The organism is Arthrobacter sp. SAFR-023 (assembly GCF_051965295.1).
GTDB lineage: Bacteria > Actinomycetota > Actinomycetes > Actinomycetales > Micrococcaceae > Arthrobacter.
Genome location: NZ_JBQCMF010000007.1, coordinates 139,398 through 159,739, shown reverse-complemented (window position 1 = coordinate 159,739; position 20,342 = coordinate 139,398). Strand labels below are relative to the sequence as shown.

The 20,342-nt window shown below is 68.3% G+C and carries 19 protein-coding genes; 9 read left to right on the top strand and 10 right to left on the bottom strand.

Features of this window, described 5'->3' with window-relative positions; genetic code table 11:
• The first annotated feature begins 117 nt into the window (after positions 1–117).
• The 3 genes from ACTHQX_RS09770 (at position 118) to ACTHQX_RS09760 (ending at position 1,894) form a co-directional block, all read left to right on the top strand.
• On the top strand, positions 118–783 hold the full coding sequence (locus ACTHQX_RS09770) for a histidine phosphatase family protein (RefSeq protein ID WP_440157276.1): 666 nt from the start codon (positions 118–120) through the stop codon (positions 781–783).
• A 102-nt stretch (positions 784–885) separates the two neighbouring features.
• Positions 886–1,389 carry a GNAT family N-acetyltransferase gene (locus tag ACTHQX_RS09765; protein WP_440157194.1) on the top strand — a complete coding sequence of 168 codons (504 nt, stop codon included), beginning with the start codon at positions 886–888 and terminating at the stop codon, positions 1,387–1,389.
• Between the two features lie 70 nt (positions 1,390–1,459).
• Entirely contained in the window at positions 1,460–1,894 is a 435-nt protein-coding gene (locus tag ACTHQX_RS09760) for an acyl-CoA thioesterase (RefSeq protein WP_111903068.1), read from the top strand.
• A 42-nt stretch (positions 1,895–1,936) separates the two neighbouring features.
• On the opposite strand, the gene ACTHQX_RS09755 is transcribed toward ACTHQX_RS09760, so the two are convergent.
• From ACTHQX_RS09755 to ACTHQX_RS09745, 3 genes are all read right to left on the bottom strand, one after another.
• The gene (locus ACTHQX_RS09755; protein ID WP_440157192.1) at positions 1,937–2,968 is read right to left on the bottom strand and encodes an FAD-dependent monooxygenase; all 1,032 of its coding nucleotides are present in this window, start codon (positions 2,966–2,968) and stop codon (positions 1,937–1,939) included.
• Between the two features lie 70 nt (positions 2,969–3,038).
• Positions 3,039–4,223 (bottom strand): 4-hydroxybenzoate 3-monooxygenase, encoded by a 1,185-nt coding sequence (locus ACTHQX_RS09750; protein WP_440157190.1) that lies wholly within the window; start codon positions 4,221–4,223, stop codon positions 3,039–3,041.
• Between the two features lie 132 nt (positions 4,224–4,355).
• Positions 4,356–5,105: an IclR family transcriptional regulator gene (locus ACTHQX_RS09745; RefSeq protein ID WP_440157188.1), complete on the bottom strand. Its 750-nt coding sequence runs from the start codon at positions 5,103–5,105 to the stop codon at positions 4,356–4,358.
• A 212-nt stretch (positions 5,106–5,317) separates the two neighbouring features.
• Here ACTHQX_RS09745 and ACTHQX_RS09740 point away from each other — a divergent pair, with 212 nt between their 5' ends.
• The 3 genes from ACTHQX_RS09740 (at position 5,318) to ACTHQX_RS09730 (ending at position 9,545) form a co-directional block, all read left to right on the top strand.
• Positions 5,318–6,628 (top strand): MFS transporter, encoded by a 1,311-nt coding sequence (locus ACTHQX_RS09740; RefSeq protein ID WP_440157186.1) that lies wholly within the window; start codon positions 5,318–5,320, stop codon positions 6,626–6,628.
• A gap of 77 nt (positions 6,629–6,705) precedes the next feature.
• On the top strand, positions 6,706–9,087 hold the full coding sequence (locus ACTHQX_RS09735) for a molybdopterin oxidoreductase family protein (RefSeq protein ID WP_440157184.1): 2,382 nt from the start codon (positions 6,706–6,708) through the stop codon (positions 9,085–9,087).
• Positions 9,084–9,545 (top strand): hypothetical protein, encoded by a 462-nt coding sequence (locus ACTHQX_RS09730; RefSeq protein ID WP_440157182.1) that lies wholly within the window; start codon positions 9,084–9,086, stop codon positions 9,543–9,545. Before ACTHQX_RS09735 ends, ACTHQX_RS09730 begins: the two co-directional genes overlap by 4 nt.
• Positions 9,546–9,580: 35 nt before the next feature.
• Here ACTHQX_RS09730 and ACTHQX_RS09725 read toward each other — a convergent pair whose 3' ends face one another.
• Entirely contained in the window at positions 9,581–10,657 is a 1,077-nt protein-coding gene (locus tag ACTHQX_RS09725; protein ID WP_440157180.1) for an FUSC family protein, read from the bottom strand.
• Positions 10,658–10,825: 168 nt separating this feature from the next.
• Positions 10,826–11,818: an SMP-30/gluconolactonase/LRE family protein gene (locus ACTHQX_RS09720; protein WP_440157178.1), complete on the bottom strand. Its 993-nt coding sequence runs from the start codon at positions 11,816–11,818 to the stop codon at positions 10,826–10,828.
• A 270-nt stretch (positions 11,819–12,088) separates the two neighbouring features.
• Between ACTHQX_RS09720 and ACTHQX_RS09715 the strand changes: the two genes are divergently transcribed.
• Positions 12,089–12,988, top strand: a complete 900-nt coding sequence (locus ACTHQX_RS09715; protein ID WP_440157176.1) for an amino acid-binding protein — start codon at positions 12,089–12,091, stop codon at positions 12,986–12,988.
• On the opposite strand, the gene ACTHQX_RS09710 is transcribed toward ACTHQX_RS09715, so the two are convergent.
• The 4 genes from ACTHQX_RS09710 to ACTHQX_RS09695 all read right to left on the bottom strand — a co-directional run bounded on the left by ACTHQX_RS09710 (position 12,970) and on the right by ACTHQX_RS09695 (position 17,199).
• Positions 12,970–13,953, bottom strand: a complete 984-nt coding sequence (locus ACTHQX_RS09710) for an aldo/keto reductase (RefSeq protein ID WP_440157174.1) — start codon at positions 13,951–13,953, stop codon at positions 12,970–12,972. The two genes, ACTHQX_RS09715 and ACTHQX_RS09710, sit on opposite strands and share 19 nt — an antisense overlap.
• Positions 13,954–14,002: 49 nt before the next feature.
• A complete protein-coding gene (locus tag ACTHQX_RS09705; RefSeq protein WP_236805845.1) occupies positions 14,003–14,920 on the bottom strand; it encodes a diacylglycerol/lipid kinase family protein in 918 nt (305 codons plus the stop codon).
• A gap of 147 nt (positions 14,921–15,067) precedes the next feature.
• Positions 15,068–16,300, bottom strand: coding sequence for an MFS transporter (locus ACTHQX_RS09700; protein WP_440157172.1), 1,233 nt, complete (start codon positions 16,298–16,300; stop codon positions 15,068–15,070).
• Positions 16,301–16,311: 11 nt separating this feature from the next.
• The gene (locus tag ACTHQX_RS09695; protein WP_440157170.1) at positions 16,312–17,199 is read right to left on the bottom strand and encodes a dihydrodipicolinate synthase family protein; all 888 of its coding nucleotides are present in this window, start codon (positions 17,197–17,199) and stop codon (positions 16,312–16,314) included.
• 103 nt (positions 17,200–17,302) lie between these two features.
• Between ACTHQX_RS09695 and pdxR the strand changes: the two genes are divergently transcribed.
• Positions 17,303–18,712, top strand: a complete 1,410-nt coding sequence (gene pdxR, locus ACTHQX_RS09690; protein ID WP_440157274.1) for a MocR-like pyridoxine biosynthesis transcription factor PdxR — start codon at positions 17,303–17,305, stop codon at positions 18,710–18,712.
• A gap of 51 nt (positions 18,713–18,763) precedes the next feature.
• On the opposite strand, the gene ACTHQX_RS09685 is transcribed toward pdxR, so the two are convergent.
• On the bottom strand, positions 18,764–19,369 hold the full coding sequence (locus tag ACTHQX_RS09685; RefSeq protein WP_440157168.1) for a LysE/ArgO family amino acid transporter: 606 nt from the start codon (positions 19,367–19,369) through the stop codon (positions 18,764–18,766).
• 69 nt (positions 19,370–19,438) lie between these two features.
• Here ACTHQX_RS09685 and ACTHQX_RS09680 point away from each other — a divergent pair, with 69 nt between their 5' ends.
• Positions 19,439–20,341, top strand: a complete 903-nt coding sequence (locus ACTHQX_RS09680) for an ArgP/LysG family DNA-binding transcriptional regulator (RefSeq protein WP_440157166.1) — start codon at positions 19,439–19,441, stop codon at positions 20,339–20,341.
• Position 20,342: the final 1 nt, after the last annotated feature.

Below are 20,342 nucleotides of genomic sequence, written 5' to 3'. Positions count from 1 at the left end.
GGCACCGCTTCCGTTTCCGGCGGCTTCGGCAAGACAGCTCCTGCACGAAGCGGCCGGTCCCGTTTTGCGGCGGCTTGTCCCGCCTACCTTCCCGACGACGATAAGGAACGCGAAACCATGAGGCTGCTGCTCATCCGCCACGGCGAAACTCCCGGGAATGTGCTGGGGCAGCTGGACACCGCCCACCCCGGCCCCGGCCTGACCGAGCTGGGCGAGCGCCAGGCCGAGGCCCTGCCGCGGGCCCTGGCGAACGAGCCGATCAGTGCGCTGTACGCCTCCACCCTGGTCCGCACCCAGATCACCGCCAAGCCGCTGAGCCGGGAGCTCGGCCTCGATGTGGAGATCCTGGACGGTATCCACGAGATCGAGGCGGGCGCCCTGGAAAAGCTGACGGACCACGAGTCCCACCGGCGGTACATGAGCACCGTGTTCGCCTGGACCGACGGCGACTTCGACCGCCGGATGCCCGGAGGGCCCAACGGGCGCGAGTTTTTCGAACGCTATGACGCCGCGATCGCCAAGGTGTCCGCGGAAGCCGCCGGTACCGGCGCAGTCGCCGTCGTCAGCCACGGTGCCGCGATCCGCGTCTGGGCGGGCCACCGGGCAGGCAACATCGACATGGAGTTCGCCGCCCGGCACGTCCTCGCCAACACCGGGATCGTGGCGCTGGAAGGCGAGCCCGAGGCCGGCTGGAACCTGGTTCACTGGGATGCCAGCCCCGTCGGGGGCCTTGCCCTGGCCGACCCCACCGCCGAGGACCCGATGGGAAAGACCACGGGCTAGGTCCGGCGAAGTGTTCCCACAGCGCTTACCGGCAGGAAACACCGCGGAAACGGCGCGCTTCTAGCCTTAATTCGCATAACCCTTCGGCGAATCGAGGCACAGATGCAGACCAATCCGAGGCTCAACATCCGGAAAGTCAGTTGGTCGAATCCTGTGGGAGCTGATCTGCGCGCGGCACAGCAGGCGGAACTGGACGCCCGCTTCGGGTGCCCCGACCATGAGCCGGGACCCAAGCCCTCCGAAGTGGACACCGCCGTGTTCCTCGTGGCTTACGACAAGGGTTCGGGCCAGCCGGTGGGCTGCGGGGGCCTGCGGCTGCTCGATTCCGGGACGGCGGAAATCAAGCGCCTCTACGTTCTCCCGTACACCCGCGGTTCAGGCGTGGCGAGCTCCATCCTGGCCGCCCTCGAGGCCGAGGCCTTTGCCCAGGGCATCACCCGGATCACTGCGGACGCGGGCTCGGCGCAGACCGACGGCCGCAATTTCTACGCGAGCTCCGGCTTCGATCCGGTTCCCAACTTCGGTCCCTACATCGGCGTCGAGTACTCGTTCTGCTTCGCCAAGACGATCAACTCGCGCAGTGCGGCGCATACTGCCATGGCCTGAACCGCCCCACACAACCGGCGGCGGCCGTCACACTCCGGTGGGGCAGGCCGCCGTCGGCTAATCTCGCGCTATGGAAACCAAAGACATTACGTTCCGCACCCGCAAGTGGGTCCGGCCCGAGGACCTCAACGCCAACGGCACCCTGTTCGGTGGCAGCCTGCTGAAATGGATCGACGAGGAAGCCGCCATCTACGCCATCCTCCAGCTGGGCAACGGCCGCGCGGTCACCAAGTACATTTCCGAAATCAACTTCGTCAGCTCCGCAGTCCAGGGCGACCTCATTGAGATGGGCCTGACCGCCACGCGCTTCGGCCGGACGTCGATGACCATGCGCGCCGAAGTGCGCAACATGATCACCCGGCAGAGCATCCTCACCATTGAGGAGATCGTATTCGTGAACCTCAGCTCCACCGGCAAGCCGGAACCGCACGGCTACACCGAAATCACCTACGACCGCGACCGCATCCCCACGCACCACCTCACCGAAACGCTGCAGCAGGACTGACGTCACCGCCGTCGTCCGGCTGATACGGATGCACCGCCGGTGTCAACGGGTAGCCAGCCTGAGCAGCCCGTCGCGCAGCGGCTGTGCCCGTTCGGTCAGGGCCACACCCGCCATGGCGGAGGAAGCCAGCCGCAACAGCTGGGTCTTCAGGGCGCGCTGCCGGTTGTAGGCCTTGAGCGCGTCTTCCATCCGATGGACGTTGAGGAGTTCGGCCAGCGTGACGGCGTCTACGAGCGCCTCGCAGGCGCCGCGGCCCAGGTTGGGCGTCATGCCGTGGGCGGCGTCGCCGGCCAGGACGGCGCCCGGCCGCACAAAGCTGCCCAGGTTGGGCGTGGTCCAGATCCGCTGCGCCAGCGTGGCGTCCGCCGTGGCCTGCTCCAGCGCTGTCCGGACGGCGGGCGCGCTTCCGGCGAAGCGCTCCATTGCCTGCTTCAGCGCTTCGGCTGCATCAACGCCCGCCGGCCCGAGGTCCGAGCGGAACGAGGCATACCAGTAGGTCCGGCTGGCGGACGCTGGCGTGATGCCGAACAGTTGCCCGCGGCCCCAGTATTCCCCTCCGGCGCCGGCCTGGACGGGACCGGGAAGGACGCCCCGCAGCGCCAGGTACGGCGTCAGCTTTGCCTGTGACCTGGCGCCCCAGAAGGAGCGTCGCACCACGCTGTGGACGCCGTCGGCCCCCACCAGCAGGCCCGACGACAGCGGGCCGGTGGCCGGAATGTCATCCACCCTGCCCTCGATGCGCTGCACGGAAGCCGGCAACGCGGCATCAAGGATCCTGATGAGGTCCGCGCGTGAGACGCCGCGGACCCCGCGGACCTCGGGCGCCACCAGGGCTGTACCCGTGGCGTCGCGCAGGGCCATCCCGCCGAACGCTGTGCCCGCCTCCCTGATCTGCGGCAGCACTCCCAAGACCGCCAGCGCCGCCTGCGCCTCCGGCCACATGGCCAGCGACGTCTCCACTGCCGGAAAGCCGGGCCGCTGCTCGTGGATGGCGACGTCGAAGCGCTGCGGGTCAAGGCCCGCCGCGAGCGCGAGGCCGGCGATGCCGCCGCCGATGATCGTTATGGCTTCCATGGACCCGATCTTAAGCCCGACGGCGGGGCGCCTGGCCCGTCATGAGGTCCGGGGCCTGTCGTGCGGAAGACTAGTGTGACGGCCAGCCAGTGTAGGCCTCGGCAAGGTACGCCTGGCCGTGCCGTGAGGACACCACGGAGTGCAGCTCGCCCAGCTGGCGGGCCCGGGCGAAGTCGCCGGCATCGGCAGGGGTGTGCAGCATGGTGGTCATCCAGTAGGAGAACTGCTGGGCCTTCCAGACGCGGTCCAGGGCGCGGTCACTGTACGAATCCAGGAGGGCGGTGGAGCCGCTGTTGTAGTAGCTGTCCAGCCCCTCAAACAGCACCTTGACGTCGTGGATCGCCAGGTTCAGGCCCTTGGCGCCGGTCGGCGGCACCGTGTGCGCAGCGTCGCCGGCCAGGAACAGCTTGCCGTGCCGCATCGGCGTGTGCACGAAGCTGCGGAACGGCAGGACCATCTTGTCGATGACCGGGCCTTCCTTCAGTTCGAAGCCGTTGCCGTTGACGCGGCTGCGGAACTCCGCCCAGATTCGCTCATCGGTCCAGTCGGCCACGTTTTCCTTGGGGTCGCACTGGAAGTACATGCGCTGCACGGTTTCGGTGCGCTGGCTGATGAGGGCAAAGCCGTTCTCGGAGTTGGCGTAGATCAGCTCGTCGGAACTGCGGGGTGCCTCGGCCAGGATGCCGAACCACGCGAACGGGTACTCGTGAAAGTACCACTTGCGGTGCACCTCGGGGATCTGGAAACGGCAGTGGCTGCGTGAGCCGTCGGCGCCGGTGATGAAGTCGGCCTGGAGCTCGTACTCCACGCCGTCTGCGTCGGTGAACCAAACTTTGGGCTTGTCCTCGATGCCGTGGGTGGTGGTGTCGGTGACGCTGTAGCGCACGTCGCCGCCGTCGGCCTCCCGGCGGGCGGCGAGGTCCATGAAGACGTCGGTCTGTGGGTACAGCCAGACGGACTCCCCCACGAGTTCCTTGAAGTCGATGCGGTGGCTCTCGCCGTTGAACCGCAGCTCGATCCCGTCGTGGCGGTCGCCCTCCCGCAGCAACCGGTCGGACACGCCGCTGTCGACGAGCATGTTCACCGTGCCGTGCTCCAGGATGCCGGCGCGGACCGTCTCCGAAATTTCCTGGCGGCTGCGGATTTCGATCACGGTGGATTCGATTCCGGCCTTGGCCAGCAGGTGGGACAGCATGAGTCCCGCAGGGCCCGCGCCCAGGATGGCTACCTGGGTGGTGATGATCTGTCGTGCCATGGTGTTCCTCGCTCCGTTGCGTGGCCCGTAGGTCCGGGCGGAAGGTGGTTGCTGGCTAACAGTGTGCGCCGGGCAGTGTGGCTGGCGTTACACCAATTCCGATCAATGGAAGCAACCCAGCGCCCCGCCGTCCTACCCGGCACCCTCGCTGAGCCGCCGCGCGATGCCTCGCGCCGCCGTCTGGAGCGCGGGTACCAGCGCCTGCATGCGCATCTCCCGCAGGGGAACCACGACGCCGATTGCCGCCACCGCGCGCTTCTGGCCGTCCAACACGGGAACGGCAATGCCCCAGGTGTCGGGGTCGATCACGCCCGCAAGTTCGGCATAACCCTGGTTTGCTGCCTCAGCCAGCAAGGCGCGCACCTCGTCCCGGCTCGCCTTTCCGGCGGGATCGGCGAACTCGTCCAGGTACTCGGCCTGGAGATGCTTGGGCTGGTGCGACATCAGGGCCAGTCCGGCTGACGACACGTGGACCGCCATGCGGCCGGCGATCTGGGCCCGGTTCGCCACCGATCCCCGCCGGGACAGCCGCTCCACAAACAGCGCTTCCCAGCCGTCGAGCACCGCAAGGTTCACGTTCTGGTTGAGAACATGCTGGATGTCCTCCATGAAGGGCATGGCTGCCTGCCGCAAGGCCAGCGTGGGCGAATTGCGGTTGACCAGCTCCCATAGCCTCAGCCCCAGCCGCACCGAGCCCCCGGGGCTGGTCTCCAGCAGCCCGTGCGCTGCCAGCTGACGTACCAGGCGGTGGGCAGTGGTCAGGGGGAGGTCCGCGCGCTCGGCAAGCTCGGACAATTGCAGGACGGTGACGCCGGCCGGGAATGCTGCGATGACACGCACCACGCGGTCAACCACCGAATCCCCGGAGACTGAGTTGGCCAAGGTCCTGCTTCCATTGAATGGTTTTTGTTGTCCCACATTACACCCGGCGGTGATACAACTCTCATGTCGAATCTGATGGCGGCACGCCGAAACGCTCCCTGCAGCGCCGCGGCATTCCGTCCTCCAGAAGGTCTTTCCGGCCATATGCAGCGGCAGCTCCACAAGCCGCCTTCGATCCCGTAACAAGCTTCTACCCGGACGATGAGGTTCCCATGTCAACGCTCCCTGCTGCCCGCCGCTCCCAGTGGCCCGTCTGGCTTTGCTGGCTGGCTATGGTGCTGGACGGATTCGACCTGGTGGTGCTGGGCACCGTCATCCCTACCCTGATCAAGACCCATGAGCTGGGCTTCGACGCCATCGGGGCCACCTACGCAGCCACGATTTCACTGGTGGGCGTGGGCATTGGGGCGCTCTTCATCGCGCCGCTTTCCGACCGGCTGGGACGGCGCCGCCTCCTTGTGGCCTGCGTGGCGTGGTTTTCGCTCTTCACCATTGCGGTCGTTTTCGCGCCGAATGTGGCCGTCTTCGGCATCTTCCGCCTGCTCGCCGGACTGGGCCTGGGCGCCTGCCTGCCGGCCGCATTGGCCTACATGAACGACTACGCCCCAGCCGGCACGGCCGGTAAGTCCACTACCAGGACCATGACCGGCTACCACGTGGGCGCCGTCGCCACCGCATTCCTGGCCCTTCTGGTGGTCCCGGACTGGCGCATCATGTTCGTCGTCGGCGGCGTGGCCGGTTTCGCCCTGGTCCCGCTCCTGTGGTTCCGGCTGCCGGAGACCCTGCCGCCTGCGCACGCAGTGGAGCCCGCGGAAACAGAAGCCGTAACAGCGGCAGCAGGGGCAGAGGCCCGGAGCCGCGAGGCCCGGCCCACAGCGACGCCCTCCACCGCCCGCCAGCAGGCCAGCTTCCGCGACCTCCTCCGCAAGCCCTACCCCTTCGTCGCCCTCGGCATCGCGGTGGCATCCTTCATGGGACTCCTGCTGGTGTACGGCCTGAACACCTGGCTCCCGCAGCTCATGGCCTCCGCCGGGTACACCGTCAGCGCGGGCCTGGTGCTGCTGCTGGTCCTGAATGTGGGTGCCGTCGTGGGGCTCGTGGTGGCCGGCATCCTTGCGGACAAGCACGGCACCAAGAAGATCGTCCTGTTGTGGTTCGGGCTTTCCGCCGTCTTCCTTGCCGTCCTCAGCATCAAGGTGCAAAGCGAGCTGCTGCTCAACGCGGCCGTGTTCGTGACCGGCGTTTTCGTCTTCAGCTCCCAGGTCCTGGTCTACGCCTGGGTCAGTCAGCTCTTCCCGGCCCGGCTCCGCGGCACCGCCCTCGGGTTCGCTGCCGGTGTGGGCAGGTTCGGCGCGATCATGGGCCCGGCCGTCACCGGAACGCTCGTGGCCGCCGGCATCGCCTACCCGTGGGGCTTCTACGTGTTCGCGGCCGCCGCCGTCCTTGCGGTCGTCGCCCTGGTGGCCGTCCCCCATGCCATCGCCGCGGCACCCGGCCGGGAGGCCGCCGTCGAACGCTCTTGACTAGCCCCTTCCGCGGACGACGGCGGCGGGTAACCTAAGGACAGTAAGCTCACTTACCATCCTTGGAGGCTGACCCCATGACGGACCGGATCGCAGACATCTGGGGCGAGCGGACGCCGCACGGAAGCGGGCAGGCGTGGCCCGAGCGCGTGGACCAGGTCCTGGCCGAAGGGATGACCGACGGCGACGTGGACCGCTGGGTGCAGTCGGCCTGCGTCCTGTGCAGCAACGGGTGCGGCTGCGACATTGCCGTCAAGGACGGGAAAATGGTGGGCATCCGCGGCCGCGCGCAGGACCGGGTGAACCGCGGCCGGCTGGGGCCCAAAGGCCTCTACGGCAGCTGGCAGGGCGAGCAGCACCGGGACCGCCTGACCCGGCCGCTGATCCGGGTGGACGGCGAGCTGGTGGAGACCGACTGGGACACCGCCATGGGCCGCATAGTGGAGCGGAGCAAGGAGCTGCTGGCCAGCAAGGGCCCGCTCAGCCACGGCTTCTACACCAGCGGGCAGCTGTTCCTGGAGGAGTACTACGCGCTGGGCATGCTAGGCAAGGCTGGAATCGGCACTCCGCACATGGACGGCAACACGCGGCTGTGCACCGCCACGGCCGCCGCGGCGCTGAAGGAATCATTCGGCGCCGACGGCCAGCCGGGCAGCTACACGGACATTGATGACTGCAGCGCCATCTTCCTCTACGGCCACAACATGGCTGAGACGCAGACGGTGCTGTGGGCGCGCGTGCTGGACCGGCTGGACGGGCCTAACCCGCCAAAGCTCGTGTGCGTCGATCCGCGCGACACCGAGGTTGCCCGCCGGGCCGACGTGCACCTGGCGGTCCATCCGGGCACCAACCTGGCGCTGATGAACGGGCTGATCCGCGAGGTCCTCGCCAACAACTGGATCGACGAGGACTACATCAGCCAGCACACCGCAAACCTGGAGCAGCTGCGCAGCGTGGTGGAGCCGTGGACTCCGGAGAAAGTGGCGGAAACCTGCGGCGTGGATACGGCCGACGTGCGCCGCGCCGCCGAGATCTTCGGCACCGGGGAGAGGGTCCTCTCCACTGTCCTGCAGGGCTTCTACCAGTCGGCCCACGCGACGGCATCGTCCTGCCAAGTCAACAACCTGCATCTGCTCCGGGGCATGCTGGGCAAGCCGGGCTGCGGGCTGCTGCAGATGAACGGCCAGCCCACCGCGCAGAACAACAGGGAATGCGGGGCCGACGGCGACCTGCCGGGCTTCCGTAACTGGGAGAACCCGCAGCACGTGCAGGACCTGGCCCGGCTGTGGAACGTGGACCCCGGCATCATCCCGGACTGGGCTCCGCCCACGCACGCCCTGCAGATCTTCCGCTACGTCGAGCAGGGCTCCATCGAACTGCTCTGGATCTCCGCCACGAACCCGGCCGTGTCCATGCCCCAGCTGGAACGGATCCGGCACATCCTTGACAAGGACAGCCTGTTCCTGGTGGTCCAGGACATCTACCTCACCGAGACGGCGCAGTATGCCGACGTCGTCCTCCCCTGCGCCGCCTGGGGCGAGAAGACCGGCACCTTCACCAACGTCGACCGGACCGTCCACCTGTCCGAGAAAGCCGTCGACCCGCCGGGCGAGGCACGGAGCGACCTCGACGTCTTCCTCGACTATGCCCGCCGAATGGGGTTCACGGACACGGACGGGCGGCCGCTGCTGGACTGGTCGGGCCCCGAGGACGGCTTCGAGGCGTGGAAGGAATGCTCGCGCGGCCGCCCATGCGACTACACGGGCCTCAGCTACGACAAGCTCAGGGGCGGCAGCGGCATCCAGTGGCCGTGCACCGACGGTCAGCCCGGGGGCACCGAGCGGCTGTACACCGACGGCGAGTTCCCCACCGCCCCGGAGTACTGCGAGTCCTTCGGGCATGATCTCCTCACCGGCGCCACGACGGGCGAAACGGAGTACAAGGCAACGGTGCAGCCCGGGAAGGCCTGGCTCAAGGCACTCGACTACACCCCGCCGCACGAGGAACCCGACGCCGACTACCCGCTGCGCTACACCACCGGCCGGACGGCGTACCACTTCCACACCCGGACCAAGACCGGCCGCAGCCGCCGGCTCAACGCCGCCGCGCCGGAGCCGTGGATCGAGATGTCCGTCGAGGACGCTGCCCGCGCGGGGTGCCAGGAGGGGGACATCGCCCGGGTGACGTCACGCCGCGGCAGCCTCGAAGTCCCGGTCCGCGTGGGGGACATCCGGCCCGGCACCGTCTTTGCGCCGTTCCACTACGGGTATTGGGACGTGCCCGACGGCGGCCGGCACCGCGCCGCGAACGAACTCACCGTCACCGAGTGGGACCCGGTGTCCAAGCAGCCGCTGTTCAAGAATGCCGCCGTCCGGGTGGAAAAACTGCGCAGCGGCGACGGCCCGTCGAAGGCCCCGGACACCACCGCTTCCCGCCGCGCAACAGGAGCCCAGCGATGAAACTTCCCGTCTACATCGGCCTGCTGGACGAGGCGGAGGCCACGCTCGCGTCGTCGTTCCGCGTGGTTGCGGAGGGCCTCGGCGATGAGCCGGACGTGCACTTCATCCTGCAGACGTTCGCCAAGAAATGCGATGCCCACCGGGAGGCGCTGAAACCGGTCATTGACCGCTACGGCGAGGACACCGAGGGCGAGGAGGAGCACCGGCTGACGGCCGATGGCATCAGGAAGGTCCGCTCCGGGCCACTGGGGCTGATGCTTGACCTGCAGGACCTGTACGTCCTGGTCAACCACATCGACGTGACGTGGATGATGGTGGGGCAGGCCGCCAAGGGTGACCGGGACAGGGAACTCCAGGGCGTGGTAGAGCAGTGCGAGGGCGACTCGGAGCTGGAAATCCGCTGGCTGCAAACCAGGATGAAGCAGGCCGCGCCCCAGGCGCTGCTGGTGGCCGAGTGAACCGTGGCTAGATAAACCCGTGGCTGAATAGCGCCCTACCGCGCCGGCACGCCTGCAGAGGTCCGCCGCGACATCCGGGACCACACGGCGGGCGCCAGCACCACGGCGATTCCGACGGCGGCGCCGATCACCGTCTCGACGATCCGGTCCCGGAGCAGGATGCCGGGCGCGGCCGGGGAGACGAGCAGCGTGGAGGTCAGCGCCAGCGGCGTCACGAAGAGCTGGGCCAGCACGTAGTTCCGGGCGATGAAGAGCTCGGCGCCGAACTGGCAGATGGCGATCACCAGGACCGTCTGCCACGGCACTGGCTGCAGCAGCAGGATGCCCGCCAGGAGGATAAGGCCCAGCACTGTGCCGATGATCCTCTGGACGCCGCGGGCGATGCGGTGCCGCGTGGTGCGTCCCACCAGCGGAACCACCGCCGCCACCATGGCCCAGTAGTTGTGCCCGAAGCCGAGCAGCTGGCCCACGAGGGTGGCCAGGGTGCCAGCGAGCCCCGCTGCCACCAGGTAGCCCAGCGCCTCGAGCCCCGCCGCCCGCTTCTCTTCCGCGGTAAGGCGGACGGGCGGGGGCTTCTCCCACGGGGTCCGGTGGCTGCGCAGTACGCGGGAGGACAGCCCGACGGCCAGGCAGAAGAGCGTGGTCAGGACGGACACCAGCATGCACTGCCACAGCGGCGGCTGGCTGGGGATGGACGCGATCGCGGCGAAGGCGAAGATGTGGAACAGTGAGCCAGCCGGCCGGTGCCGCCACCGGGCGATCACCAGCGAGCAGACCCCGGCCACAAGGGTGGTTACCAGCACCTGCAGCCAGATGGCCGCCTCCGGGGACAGGCCGCCGGCGTGCACCAGCCGGGCGGTCAGCGTGGCCAGGAGGATCACCAGCAGCATGAGCGCACCCGCACGGACCTGGATGAAGAACCGCTTGCGGTGCAGCTCGCCGCGGCCGTAGATGCCGGTGAAGGCGCCGAAGGAGGCAAAGATCGCCAGGTCCAGGCGGCCCAGCAGCACCAGGGTGATCAGCGGCACGAAGACGCCCACGGCGCACCGCACGGCGACGTGATGATCCTTGTTTGCCGGGGCAAGGGTGAACATCTCGGCCAGCAGCTTCACGGGGGGTTCGCGCCTTTCGTTGCAGTTTGGAACTGACGACGGCGGCACTGGCGTCCGCTTACCAGCTTAATGGGGGCGGCCCACGCCTTTCCCGTGGCGGCCGCCCGCTGTCCTGTTGCGTTCGTCTCCCTCCGCACGGGCCTCCTCAGCCGGGCCTACCGGGCGGGGCTACTTGGTGGCGTGGGTACGTGCGTCCACGGTGACCACTTCGAAGGTCTTGGCGTTCGTCACCCCAAACTTGGCGTTGACGGCGGCGAGGGTGTCATCGAAGAGTGCGGCCGTCGTCGGGATGTTGAAGTGGGGGCTCTTGATGACCTCACGCAGCTTGGCCGTTGACTCGTGGAAGTTCACGCGGAGCCGGCTGATCTGGTTGGAGAAGTTCTGCACGGCCCAGACGGTGCCGCCCTTGACCAGGATGCCGTCGACGTTGGGCACCTTCACGCCGGTGATCTCGGTGCTGGCGCCGGTCCGCGGATTGACCGTGTAGAGCGCCTGGTTGCCCGAATGGGCCACCAGCAGCCGGCGGCCGTCGCGGGAGTAGGCGATGCCGTTGAGGTTGAACTCCTTGCTGGTGTCCGCGGCGGGGCCCTTCAGCGTCAGCGTGCGCACGCTGCCGAGGCCGCCGTCGTCATCCACCGGGATGAAGTACAGCTCACCCTGCCGCGAGTTGGTGAACCAGGCGCCGTGGCGGGTGAGCGCCACGTCGTTGATGAACGCTTCCTTCTTCGTCAGCTGATAGGTCTTGACGGTCTTTCCTGTGTCGGTGTTGTACACGTAGGCCTGGCCGGTGGGGCCGCCGGCCACGAAGAGCAGATCGTTGTGCCGGTCTGCTTTCATGCCCACGGCCATCCTGCCCGCGGGCACATCGATGAACCTGGTGGCCTTGTCCTTGCGGATGTCACCGCGGTAGATGTCCCCGGTGACGAGGTCGCCGGCGAAGAACTTGGTGCTGCCGGCGGCCGCGATGCCTTCGGCGCCCTTGGCCCCGTCCAGCAGGATGACCGGGGCAACATCGTCCGAACGGGACTGCACTGCCCGGGCCTCTCCGGCGGAGGCGACGGGTGCGGGGACCAGGAGCGCGGCGAGGGCGAGGAACCCTGCTGCGGCAAGGCGGCCGGTACGGCCTGGACTGATGCTGACGGGCATGGCGGTGCTCTCCACGAGTGGACTTTTCCGTGCGAGCAGGCCGTTGTACGGGAGCTCCGCACGCTGGTCTTTCCAGTTTAAGGACCGGGCCGGGGGCTGGCCATAGCCCGGGAACGGGGACGCCGCCGCCCTGGCCCGGCTGCGAGTTTTTTATCCAGATATCGCGTGCAAAAGCCCCATCAGAGGCCATTATCTGGACAAAAACTCCAAGGGTTTGCGGGATGGTTCGCGGGATCGGAACGCGGGGGCAATGCCCCTGTAACAGCGGCCGGGCAGGCTGGGGGCATGAAGCCCACCGCGAGCGCCCCATCCCCTGCCGAACTGAGCTGTGCCGAATTGAGCTGCGAGGTCTGCGGGCAGATGCCCGAGCCCACCAAGACGCGCCTCACGGTGGCCAATGTCGCCGTCATGCTCCCGATCGAACTCCTGGTGCACGCGCTGGTGGTGCAGACGCATCTGCCCTACGTCGCCAAGGTGCTCGTCCTGACCCTGACGGCCACCGTCCTGGTGATCTGGGTGGCCGAGCCGTCCGCCGCGCGGATCCTGCGGCGGTGGCTCCACGCCCCCGCGCTCCGTCACCGCCGGCACCTTGGCGCGGCTCCGGCTCTGTGGCGTGCCCGCACCGTGCTCCGCGACGAGCCCGGCTCCCTCAAGCGGATCACCCGGTCCCTGGCGCTGCTGGACACCAACATCCTGGGCATCCACGTGCACCCGGTCCGGGGCGGGGTGATGGATGAGTTCGTGCTGTCCGCCCCGGGTGAGGTCAGCGAGCGCCAGCTGCTGGAGGCACTGGCGGACGGCGGCGGACGGGGCCCGCAGGTCTGGCCCACCACCGCCCTGGCCATGGCCGACGGGCAGACCAAGGCCCTGACCCTGGCCGCCCGCATCGCCGCCGCACCCGGGGAGCTTCCACTGGCCGTAGCGGAACTGCTGTCCGCCCGGATCCTCGACCCCGGCAGCGAGTCCGCCCGCCACACCCTAACGAACGGCACGGAAACGAACGACGCCGGCACTCTCCTGAAGATTCCCACCGCCTGGCACGGACCCATCACCTTCTTCCGTCCCGGCGAGCCGTTCACGCCGGCCGAATCAGCCCGCGCCCACCGGCTCGCGGAGCTCGCCGAAATCCTGGCGCACCGGGAGCCGCTCGCCCATCACGGGAAGAGTCAGAACCCGGAGGGGTAGCGCGGGGTGTAGCTCTCTTCGAGGCGCCGGACTTCCGAGTCGGTCAAAGCAATCCCGACGGCGGCAGCGGCGTCGTCGATATGGCGTTCCTTCGTCGCCCCGATGATGGGGGCGCTGACGGCGGACTTGCCCGCGCTCCAGGCCAAAGCGATCTGTGCCATCGGCACGCCACGATCCTCCGCCACGGCGGCGACGGCGTCGACGATAGCCCTGTTCGCGTCCTCGTCCTGCTTGTACAGCCCCTTGCCGAACTCGTCCGTGTCCTGCCGGGTCCCGGACCCGGCAGCACCCCACGGCCGGGTCAGGTTTCCGCGGGCCAGCGGGCTCCAGGGGATGACGCCCACACCCGTGGCCTGGCAGAACGGATGCATTTCGCGTTCCTCCTCCCGCTCGAGGAGGTTGTACTGGTCCTGCATAGACACGAACTTGGTCCAGCCGTGCAGCTCCGCCACATGCTGCATCCGGGCGAACTGCCAGGCCCACATGCTTGACGCCCCGATGTACCGCGCCTTTCCCGCCTTCACGACGTCGTGCAGGGCCTCCATCGTCTCCTCGACCGGGGTCACCGGGTCATAGCGGTGGATCTGGTACAGGTCGACGTAGTCGGTGCCAAGCCGGGTGAGGGACGCATCGATCTCGTGCATGATCGCGGCCCGGCTGAGGCCGGCCCCGTTACGGGCCTGACGCATCCGGCCGTGGACCTTGGTGGCAATCTGGACCTCCTCACGGGGTGCCAGCTCCTTGAGCAGGGTGCCGGTGATCTCCTCGCTCGAGCCGGCCGAGTACACATTTGCTGTGTCGAAGGTGGTGATCCCCGCCTCGTAGGCGCGCCGCACGAACGGCCTGGCTTCATCAAGTCCCACACTCCACCCGTGCGACCCCTTCTCCGGATCGCCGTAGCTCATCATGCCCAGGACAACTGCGCTGATTTCCAGCCCGGAGTTTCCAAGTCGGACCGTCTTCATTCGGTACTTCCTTTCCCTGCCTGCCTCACCCTCAGTCCGGAGGGAGTAGCTACATCCGGACTTTGAGCGCCCCGGGATCCACCCAGATGGACAGGCTCTTGACGGTGCCCACGTGGTCGCCGTCGAGCTGGAACTCCTCCTCGTGCTCCAGGGTGACCTCGATTTTCTTGCCCTGGAAGTACTCGGCGGATTCCTTCTGGTTCTTCCGGCGGCCGAAAATGCCCGCCGCGACGCCCAGCCAGCCGAAGTGCCCGCGGGGCGCCAAAATCAGCAGGTCAAGGACGCCGTCGTCGACCTTCGCCTCGGGGAAAATCTCGATGCCGCCCATGATCCGGCCGCAGTTGCCGGCCATGACACTGCGGATCCGCCGCTTGACCGGGTGCTTGCCGTCCACCTTGACTGTGGCCCTGACCGGCTTGCCCGGCAGCTTGCGGATGCCGGCTTCAACGTAAGCGAGCCAGCCCATGCGGTCCTTTAGCGCGTCCACCGTGTCCGCCATGATCGCGGCGTCGTAGCCCACGCCGGCCATCACCAGGAAGACGTTCTCGTCGTCGGACCCGTTAAAGCTGCTTCTGGCGACATCAATCGTGCGGACGGTGCCGTTCAGGACGTCATAGGCAGCGGAAACGGGATCGGAGATGTCCACGCCCATATTGCGGGCCAGCAGGTTGCCGGTCCCCAGCGGCACCATCCCCATCGGAGTATCGGTCCCGGCCAGCGCCTCAGCCACGCACCGCACCGTACCGTCGCCGCCGACGGCAATGACGACGTCGACCCCCGCCTCCAGCGCCTCGCGCGCCTGGCCCACCCCGGGGTCTTCAACCGTGGTTTCCAGCCACAGCGGCTCGGCCCAGCCCTGCGTTTCGCACAGCCGGACCAGCGAGGCGCGGAGGTCGGCGCCAACAGCCTTGGCGGGATTCACGACCACGGCGGCCCGTGGCAACGAGGAAGCATTCTGGGCGGTCATGGTGTCCTTCGGCTGCTGCGGGCGGGCCCGAAAGCCCCGGAACTCAAATCGTAGCCGCGTTCCGGGGATCTGGGCATGAAGCTATCGTTTCGGTTGATACTTGCGATCCCAATCAGCGGCCCAACTGCCGGCCCGCAACTGCCGCCTTCAGCGCGCGGCCTCCAGCGCGCCGGTGCTGCGGCGGTCCAGGACCGATGCCCCAGCAGCGGCCAGGATGAGTGCAGCGGCAAGGAACAGGGGAATCTGCGGCTCCCCTGTTATGACGACGCCGGCCGCAGCTGTTCCCGCCGACCCGGCGGCGATTTTGAGGGCACCAACCCAAACAAACACCTGCCCCCGGACCTGCGGCGGAGCAAACTCGCTGCGGGCGGCCAGTGTGGCCGCGAAGAAGTACGAGTTCATGACGCCCGCAGCTCCGTAGGCGGCGACGGCAGGCACAAAGGACCCGGAGAAGGCGGCCACTGCGAGAGCCGCTGCGACCAATCCCGCGAGCCGGGTCACCAGCCGGTCCGCGTCGCCCCGCAGCGGACGGCACATCACTCCGACCGAACCGGCCAGGCCGCCCAGCCCGTAGGCAGCCGTCAAAACACCGGCGGCGGCCGGGTGTACCTGGAACACGGACGTGGAGGCGACTGCCGCTATGGGAAGCGCCGCAACCGAGAACGCCACGCTGATGGTCAGGTAAAGCATCCTCCGAAGGCGGCCCGTCACAGCCATCAGCTGAAGGGTCTGAACAGGTTTGTGAACGCCTGCTGCCCCGGATGGGGGAGGTGCGTAAGGCAGCAGACGCACGACGCCGGCCGCCACGAGTGTCGCCGCCACCAGGATAAGCGCGGCTGCAGTGGGCCCGGCCCAGGCGGAGACGGCGGCCACGACGCTCGGGCCTACGGTCCCACCGATTCCGTAGGTGGCCACGTCCCAGCCCTGGGCACGGCGCTGGCTGACCTGGTCCGGACCGGCGATGGCCCGAAGACGGCTGCTGATGCCGCCAGTCAACAGCGGCCCAACCAGCCCCGAAGCCATCAGCAAAACGCCTGTCACCGCCGGCCAGGCCACCGGGTACAGCAGCACAGCTGCCGCCAGGGTGGTGCCATGCGCGACGCACGCCCACGCGATCAGGACGCGGCCGTCCCGGCTGGAGTCCAGGCTCCGCGCCACCAGCGGCCCCAGCAGGTGCGGCGCGGTGATGCAGGCGCCCAGCAGGCCGGCAAGCCAACCCGGCGCCCCGCTGGTGGTGACCATGAGGACGATCGCCACCACGGCTCCGCCGTCCGCGGTGCGCGCCAGTGTCGCGGCCGCCACGTAGCGGGCCAACCCGCCGCCTGCTGTTGTGGGCGCGGCTACCGTCCGCTCCGCCGTGCCCCGGTTCAGGCTACCCATGCCACACCTGCTCAGGCGCCCAGTCCACTGAGCCGCAAGGCTTCTTCGACCCCGATACGGCCCTCACCGACCAGGCTTTTCAGGGGGCGGGGCAGGCACGGCACCTCCACGAAGCCAAGGACTTCAGCCATAGTGGCAGCAACGCGCAGGCTCCCGTAGGTGCGGAACAGCTCCCACACGGGCTCCAGCGCGGCGGAAGCTTCCCGCGCCGGGCCGCCCTGGCCGGCTTTGGCGAGATCAACGATCACCTTTGCGGCCTTGGGAAACAGGCCGGCGACGACCGAATACCAGACATCGCACCCGGCGAGCAGCGCCTCACCCGCGGCCCAGTCGCCGCTGACGCCCAGGGAGACACCCGCAGGAACGGTCGCCCTCAGCCGCGCCATGCGGTCGGCGGCCTTGCCCGGCGCCGGCGGCGGGAACTTGATCGATGCGATGCCCGGAAGTTTGGCGATGCGGCCATGGAGTTCATGGGAGAAGGTGAACCCCGTGGTGGCAGGGTTATCGTAGACGGCGATCGGCAGATCGGACGCGGACGAGACCTCGCGGTAGAGACCATAGACCTCTTCTTCAGTGAGCCGCTGATACGACACCGGCGCCAGAAGCAGGCCGGATGCGCCCGCAGTGTGGGCATCTTCGACGCACCCCAGCACGTCGCGGGTGCGCATCGCACCGACACCTGCCACCACGGGTGTTCCCTGGGCAGCTTCGACGGCGGCCTCCACCACCTTGCGGCGTTCCTGGCGCAGCAGGTAGGTGTAGATGCCGGTCGAACCCAGCACACCGACGGAGTCCACGCCGGCATCGACGCACCGTGCAACCAGCCGCACCAGCGCGGCTTCGTCGACATTGTCCCCAACGAGAGGAGTCAGGGGAAACGCACAAAGGCCCTTAAACATGAAAGGTGTCCTCTCTTTAGTTCAGTTTTGGTTTCTCCCTACATGCTCACAGGCGGATTGGTCCTAACATAGATCCAAGAATCCACAATTCAGGAGGACCAAGATCGAAGCTGAACTGCCGCTGGTTCTGGACCAGCAGAGCCGCGTTCCGCTTGCCGCCCAGTTGGTCGGCCGCCTCCGGGAAGCCATCCTGGACGGCACCGTGAGGCCGGACCACACGCTCCCGGCATCGCGGCGTCTTGCCGCCGAACTGGGAGTCTCCCGCGGAGTCGTGGTTCGCGCCTACGAGCAGCTCGCCGGTGAGGGATATTTGGAAAGCCGGGGCTCGGCCGGTACCCGCGTGGCGGTACGTTCTGACGGCCGGGGCATGGCTTCCGAAGGCATCCAGGCGGCATCCGGCAGGGAGCAACCGCCAACAATCGACCTCACGCCGGGACGGCCGTCCGGCGCCCCGTTCCGTGACAGCGACTGGCGGGCCGCGTGGCGGAAGGCCGTGGCCGAGCCGGTGGAGGTGGAGCTTCCGGCCGCCCTGGGCACCCCGGTCCTTCGCGCTGCCGTGGCCGAGCACCTCGCCGCGTCCCGCGGACTGTCGGTGAGTGCGGACAACGTCGTCATCACGGCGGGCACCAGTGACGCCCTGCAGCTGATCGTCACGGCACTCCGCGGGAAGGCGGACCGGCCCCGGGTGCTGATGGAGGACCCCGGCTATCCCACGGCCAGGCGGGTGCTTTCCGCGGCGGGAGCTGCGGTGGAAACCCTTCCGGTTGCCGACGACGGGCTGGAGGCGGCGCAGCTTGCGGCCGTTTCTCCCCGTCCTGACGCCATCCTGGTGACGCCCAGCCACCAGTACCCCCTGGGCGGCCGGATGCCGGTGAAGGAACGGCTGGCTCTGTTGGCCTGGGCTGAAGCCAACCGCGTGATCATCTTGGAGGACGACTATGACAGTGAGTTCCGACACCGGCGGATGCCGCTGCCTGCCCTGGCCTCGCTGCCCTCCGCGGCCGAAGTCGTTTTGGTGGGCACGTTCTCAAAGTCGTTGAGCCCGTGGCTGCGGTGCGGGTATCTCGTGGTCCGCGGCACCTCAGGGCAGCGCCTCAAGAACGCACGGCTTGACCTCGGCACACCGGTTCCCGGAGTCATGCAGTCTGCCTTGGCGAACTATATTGCCGGCGGCGGCCTGGCACGGCACATAGCCCGGGCACGGCGCCAGTACGCACACCGGCGCGTACTGCTGCTGGACCGGCTCGGAGGACGGGCGGACGTCCAGCTGGCGGCCCTGGACGGCGGCCTGCACGCCGTCATCCGGCTCCAGCCGAACATTCCTGCCGAGCGCCTGGCCAAGGAAGCACTCACGCTGGGGGTCCGGGTGGTGACACTGGCAAGCTACTTTGCAGAACGGACACCGGAAAACGGCCTGGTCATCGGGTACGGTGCCCCGACCGATCTGCAGCTTGCCCGTGCACTGGACATCATCGCCGGGATACTCGATCGAATGGCCAGCGACAACGGATAACGAGCTGCCGCGGCCGCTGGCGGCGCAGCCATCGGCCTTTAGTTGTGAGCGTCAGTGTCCGGTTGCAAGTATGGCGGCCAGAGTGAGCATGAGCAGGGCGACACCGCCGTCAAGGATGCGCCACGACGCCGGCCGCGCGAAAAAACCGCTGAGCCCGCGCGCCCCGTAGCCGATAAGGGGAAACCAGACGGCGCTGCCGGCGGCGGCTCCAGCCCCGAAGAGCCATTTCCCGGAATCACCCTGGGAGTTGGCGAGCGAGCCCAGCAGCACCAGCGTGTCGAGGTAAACGTGCGGGTTGAGCCAGGTGATCGCTGCGGCGGTGAGTACGGCTGACCAGACGGTCCCCCTGCCGGGAGAATCCGCCGCCTTAAGCGCCCCGGGCCGCAAGGCACGCCGCGCGGCGAAAACCCCGTACGCGAGAAGGAACGCGACACCGAACCAACGCACTACGGCGAGGAGCACCGGCGCGCCCTGGATGAGCGCACCGATCCCCGCGACGCCGGCCAGGATCAGGAGCGCGTCGCTGAGGAGGCACACCAGGACGACCGGCAGGACACCCTCACGCTTGAGGCCCTGCCGCAGGACGAACGCGTTCTGCGCGCCGATGGCGACGATGAGGCTAAGGCCGGCTCCGAGACCGGTCAGAAAGGAAAGCATTCTTCGAAGGTAAGGCTGCAAAATCTGAAAAGCAATTCAGTTTTTCTGCAGTTCCATTAGAATATCTTTATGGAACTCGACCAGCTCAGGGCCCTGGCCGCCGTCGTTGACCACGAGACCTTCGACGCCGCTGCGTCGGAACTCCGCCTCACCCCCTCCGCCGTGAGCCAGCGGATCAAGGCACTCGAACGCTCGGTAGGCAGCGTGCTGGTGCGGCGCCTCAAGCCGGTCCGGCCGACGCCGGCGGGCGAACAGCTCCTCCGTTCCGCGCGCCAGCTCCTGCTCCTCGCCGACGAGGCGGTCCTTGCCCTGCGGGGGCCGGCGGGCAAGGAGGGGGGCGACGCGCCGCCGCCCAGCGCCGGGAGGCTGCGGGTTCCCATCGTGGCCAACGCGGACTCGATCGCGACGTGGCTCCCCGCGGCCTACCGGAAAATTGCGCTTGGCGGCCGGGTGGCCCTCGAGCTGCTGCGCGACGACGAGCATTCCACCGCTGACCTCCTGCGGTCCGGCGACGCGGTAGGTGCGATCACCGCGGATCCCCGGCCGGTGCAGGGGTGCACCCTCCGCCCGCTCGGCACCATGGTGTACCGGGCCAAGGCGTCCCGCGAGTTCGTGGCCCGCTGGTTCCCCGACGGGCCCACGCCGGAGGCCCTCGCCGTCGCCCCCGTCATGCAGTACGACCGGAAGGACACGCACCAGCTCGCTGTCCTCGCGCGCATCGCGCCGGACGCCACGCCCCCGCAGTTTTTCATGCCCGATTCCGTGCAGTTCGTCGAGTCGATTCACGCGGGCCTCGGCTGGGGCATGGTGCCGGACCAGCAGGATCCCGAGAACTCGCTCGTGGAGCTGGACCCGGAATGGAGCGAGAACCTGCGGCTCTACTGGCAGGTGTGGACGCTGGACTCACCGGGCCTCACGGAGGTGACGGACGCCGTCGTCCGCGCCGCTCAAACGCTGCCGCACCGAAACTAGT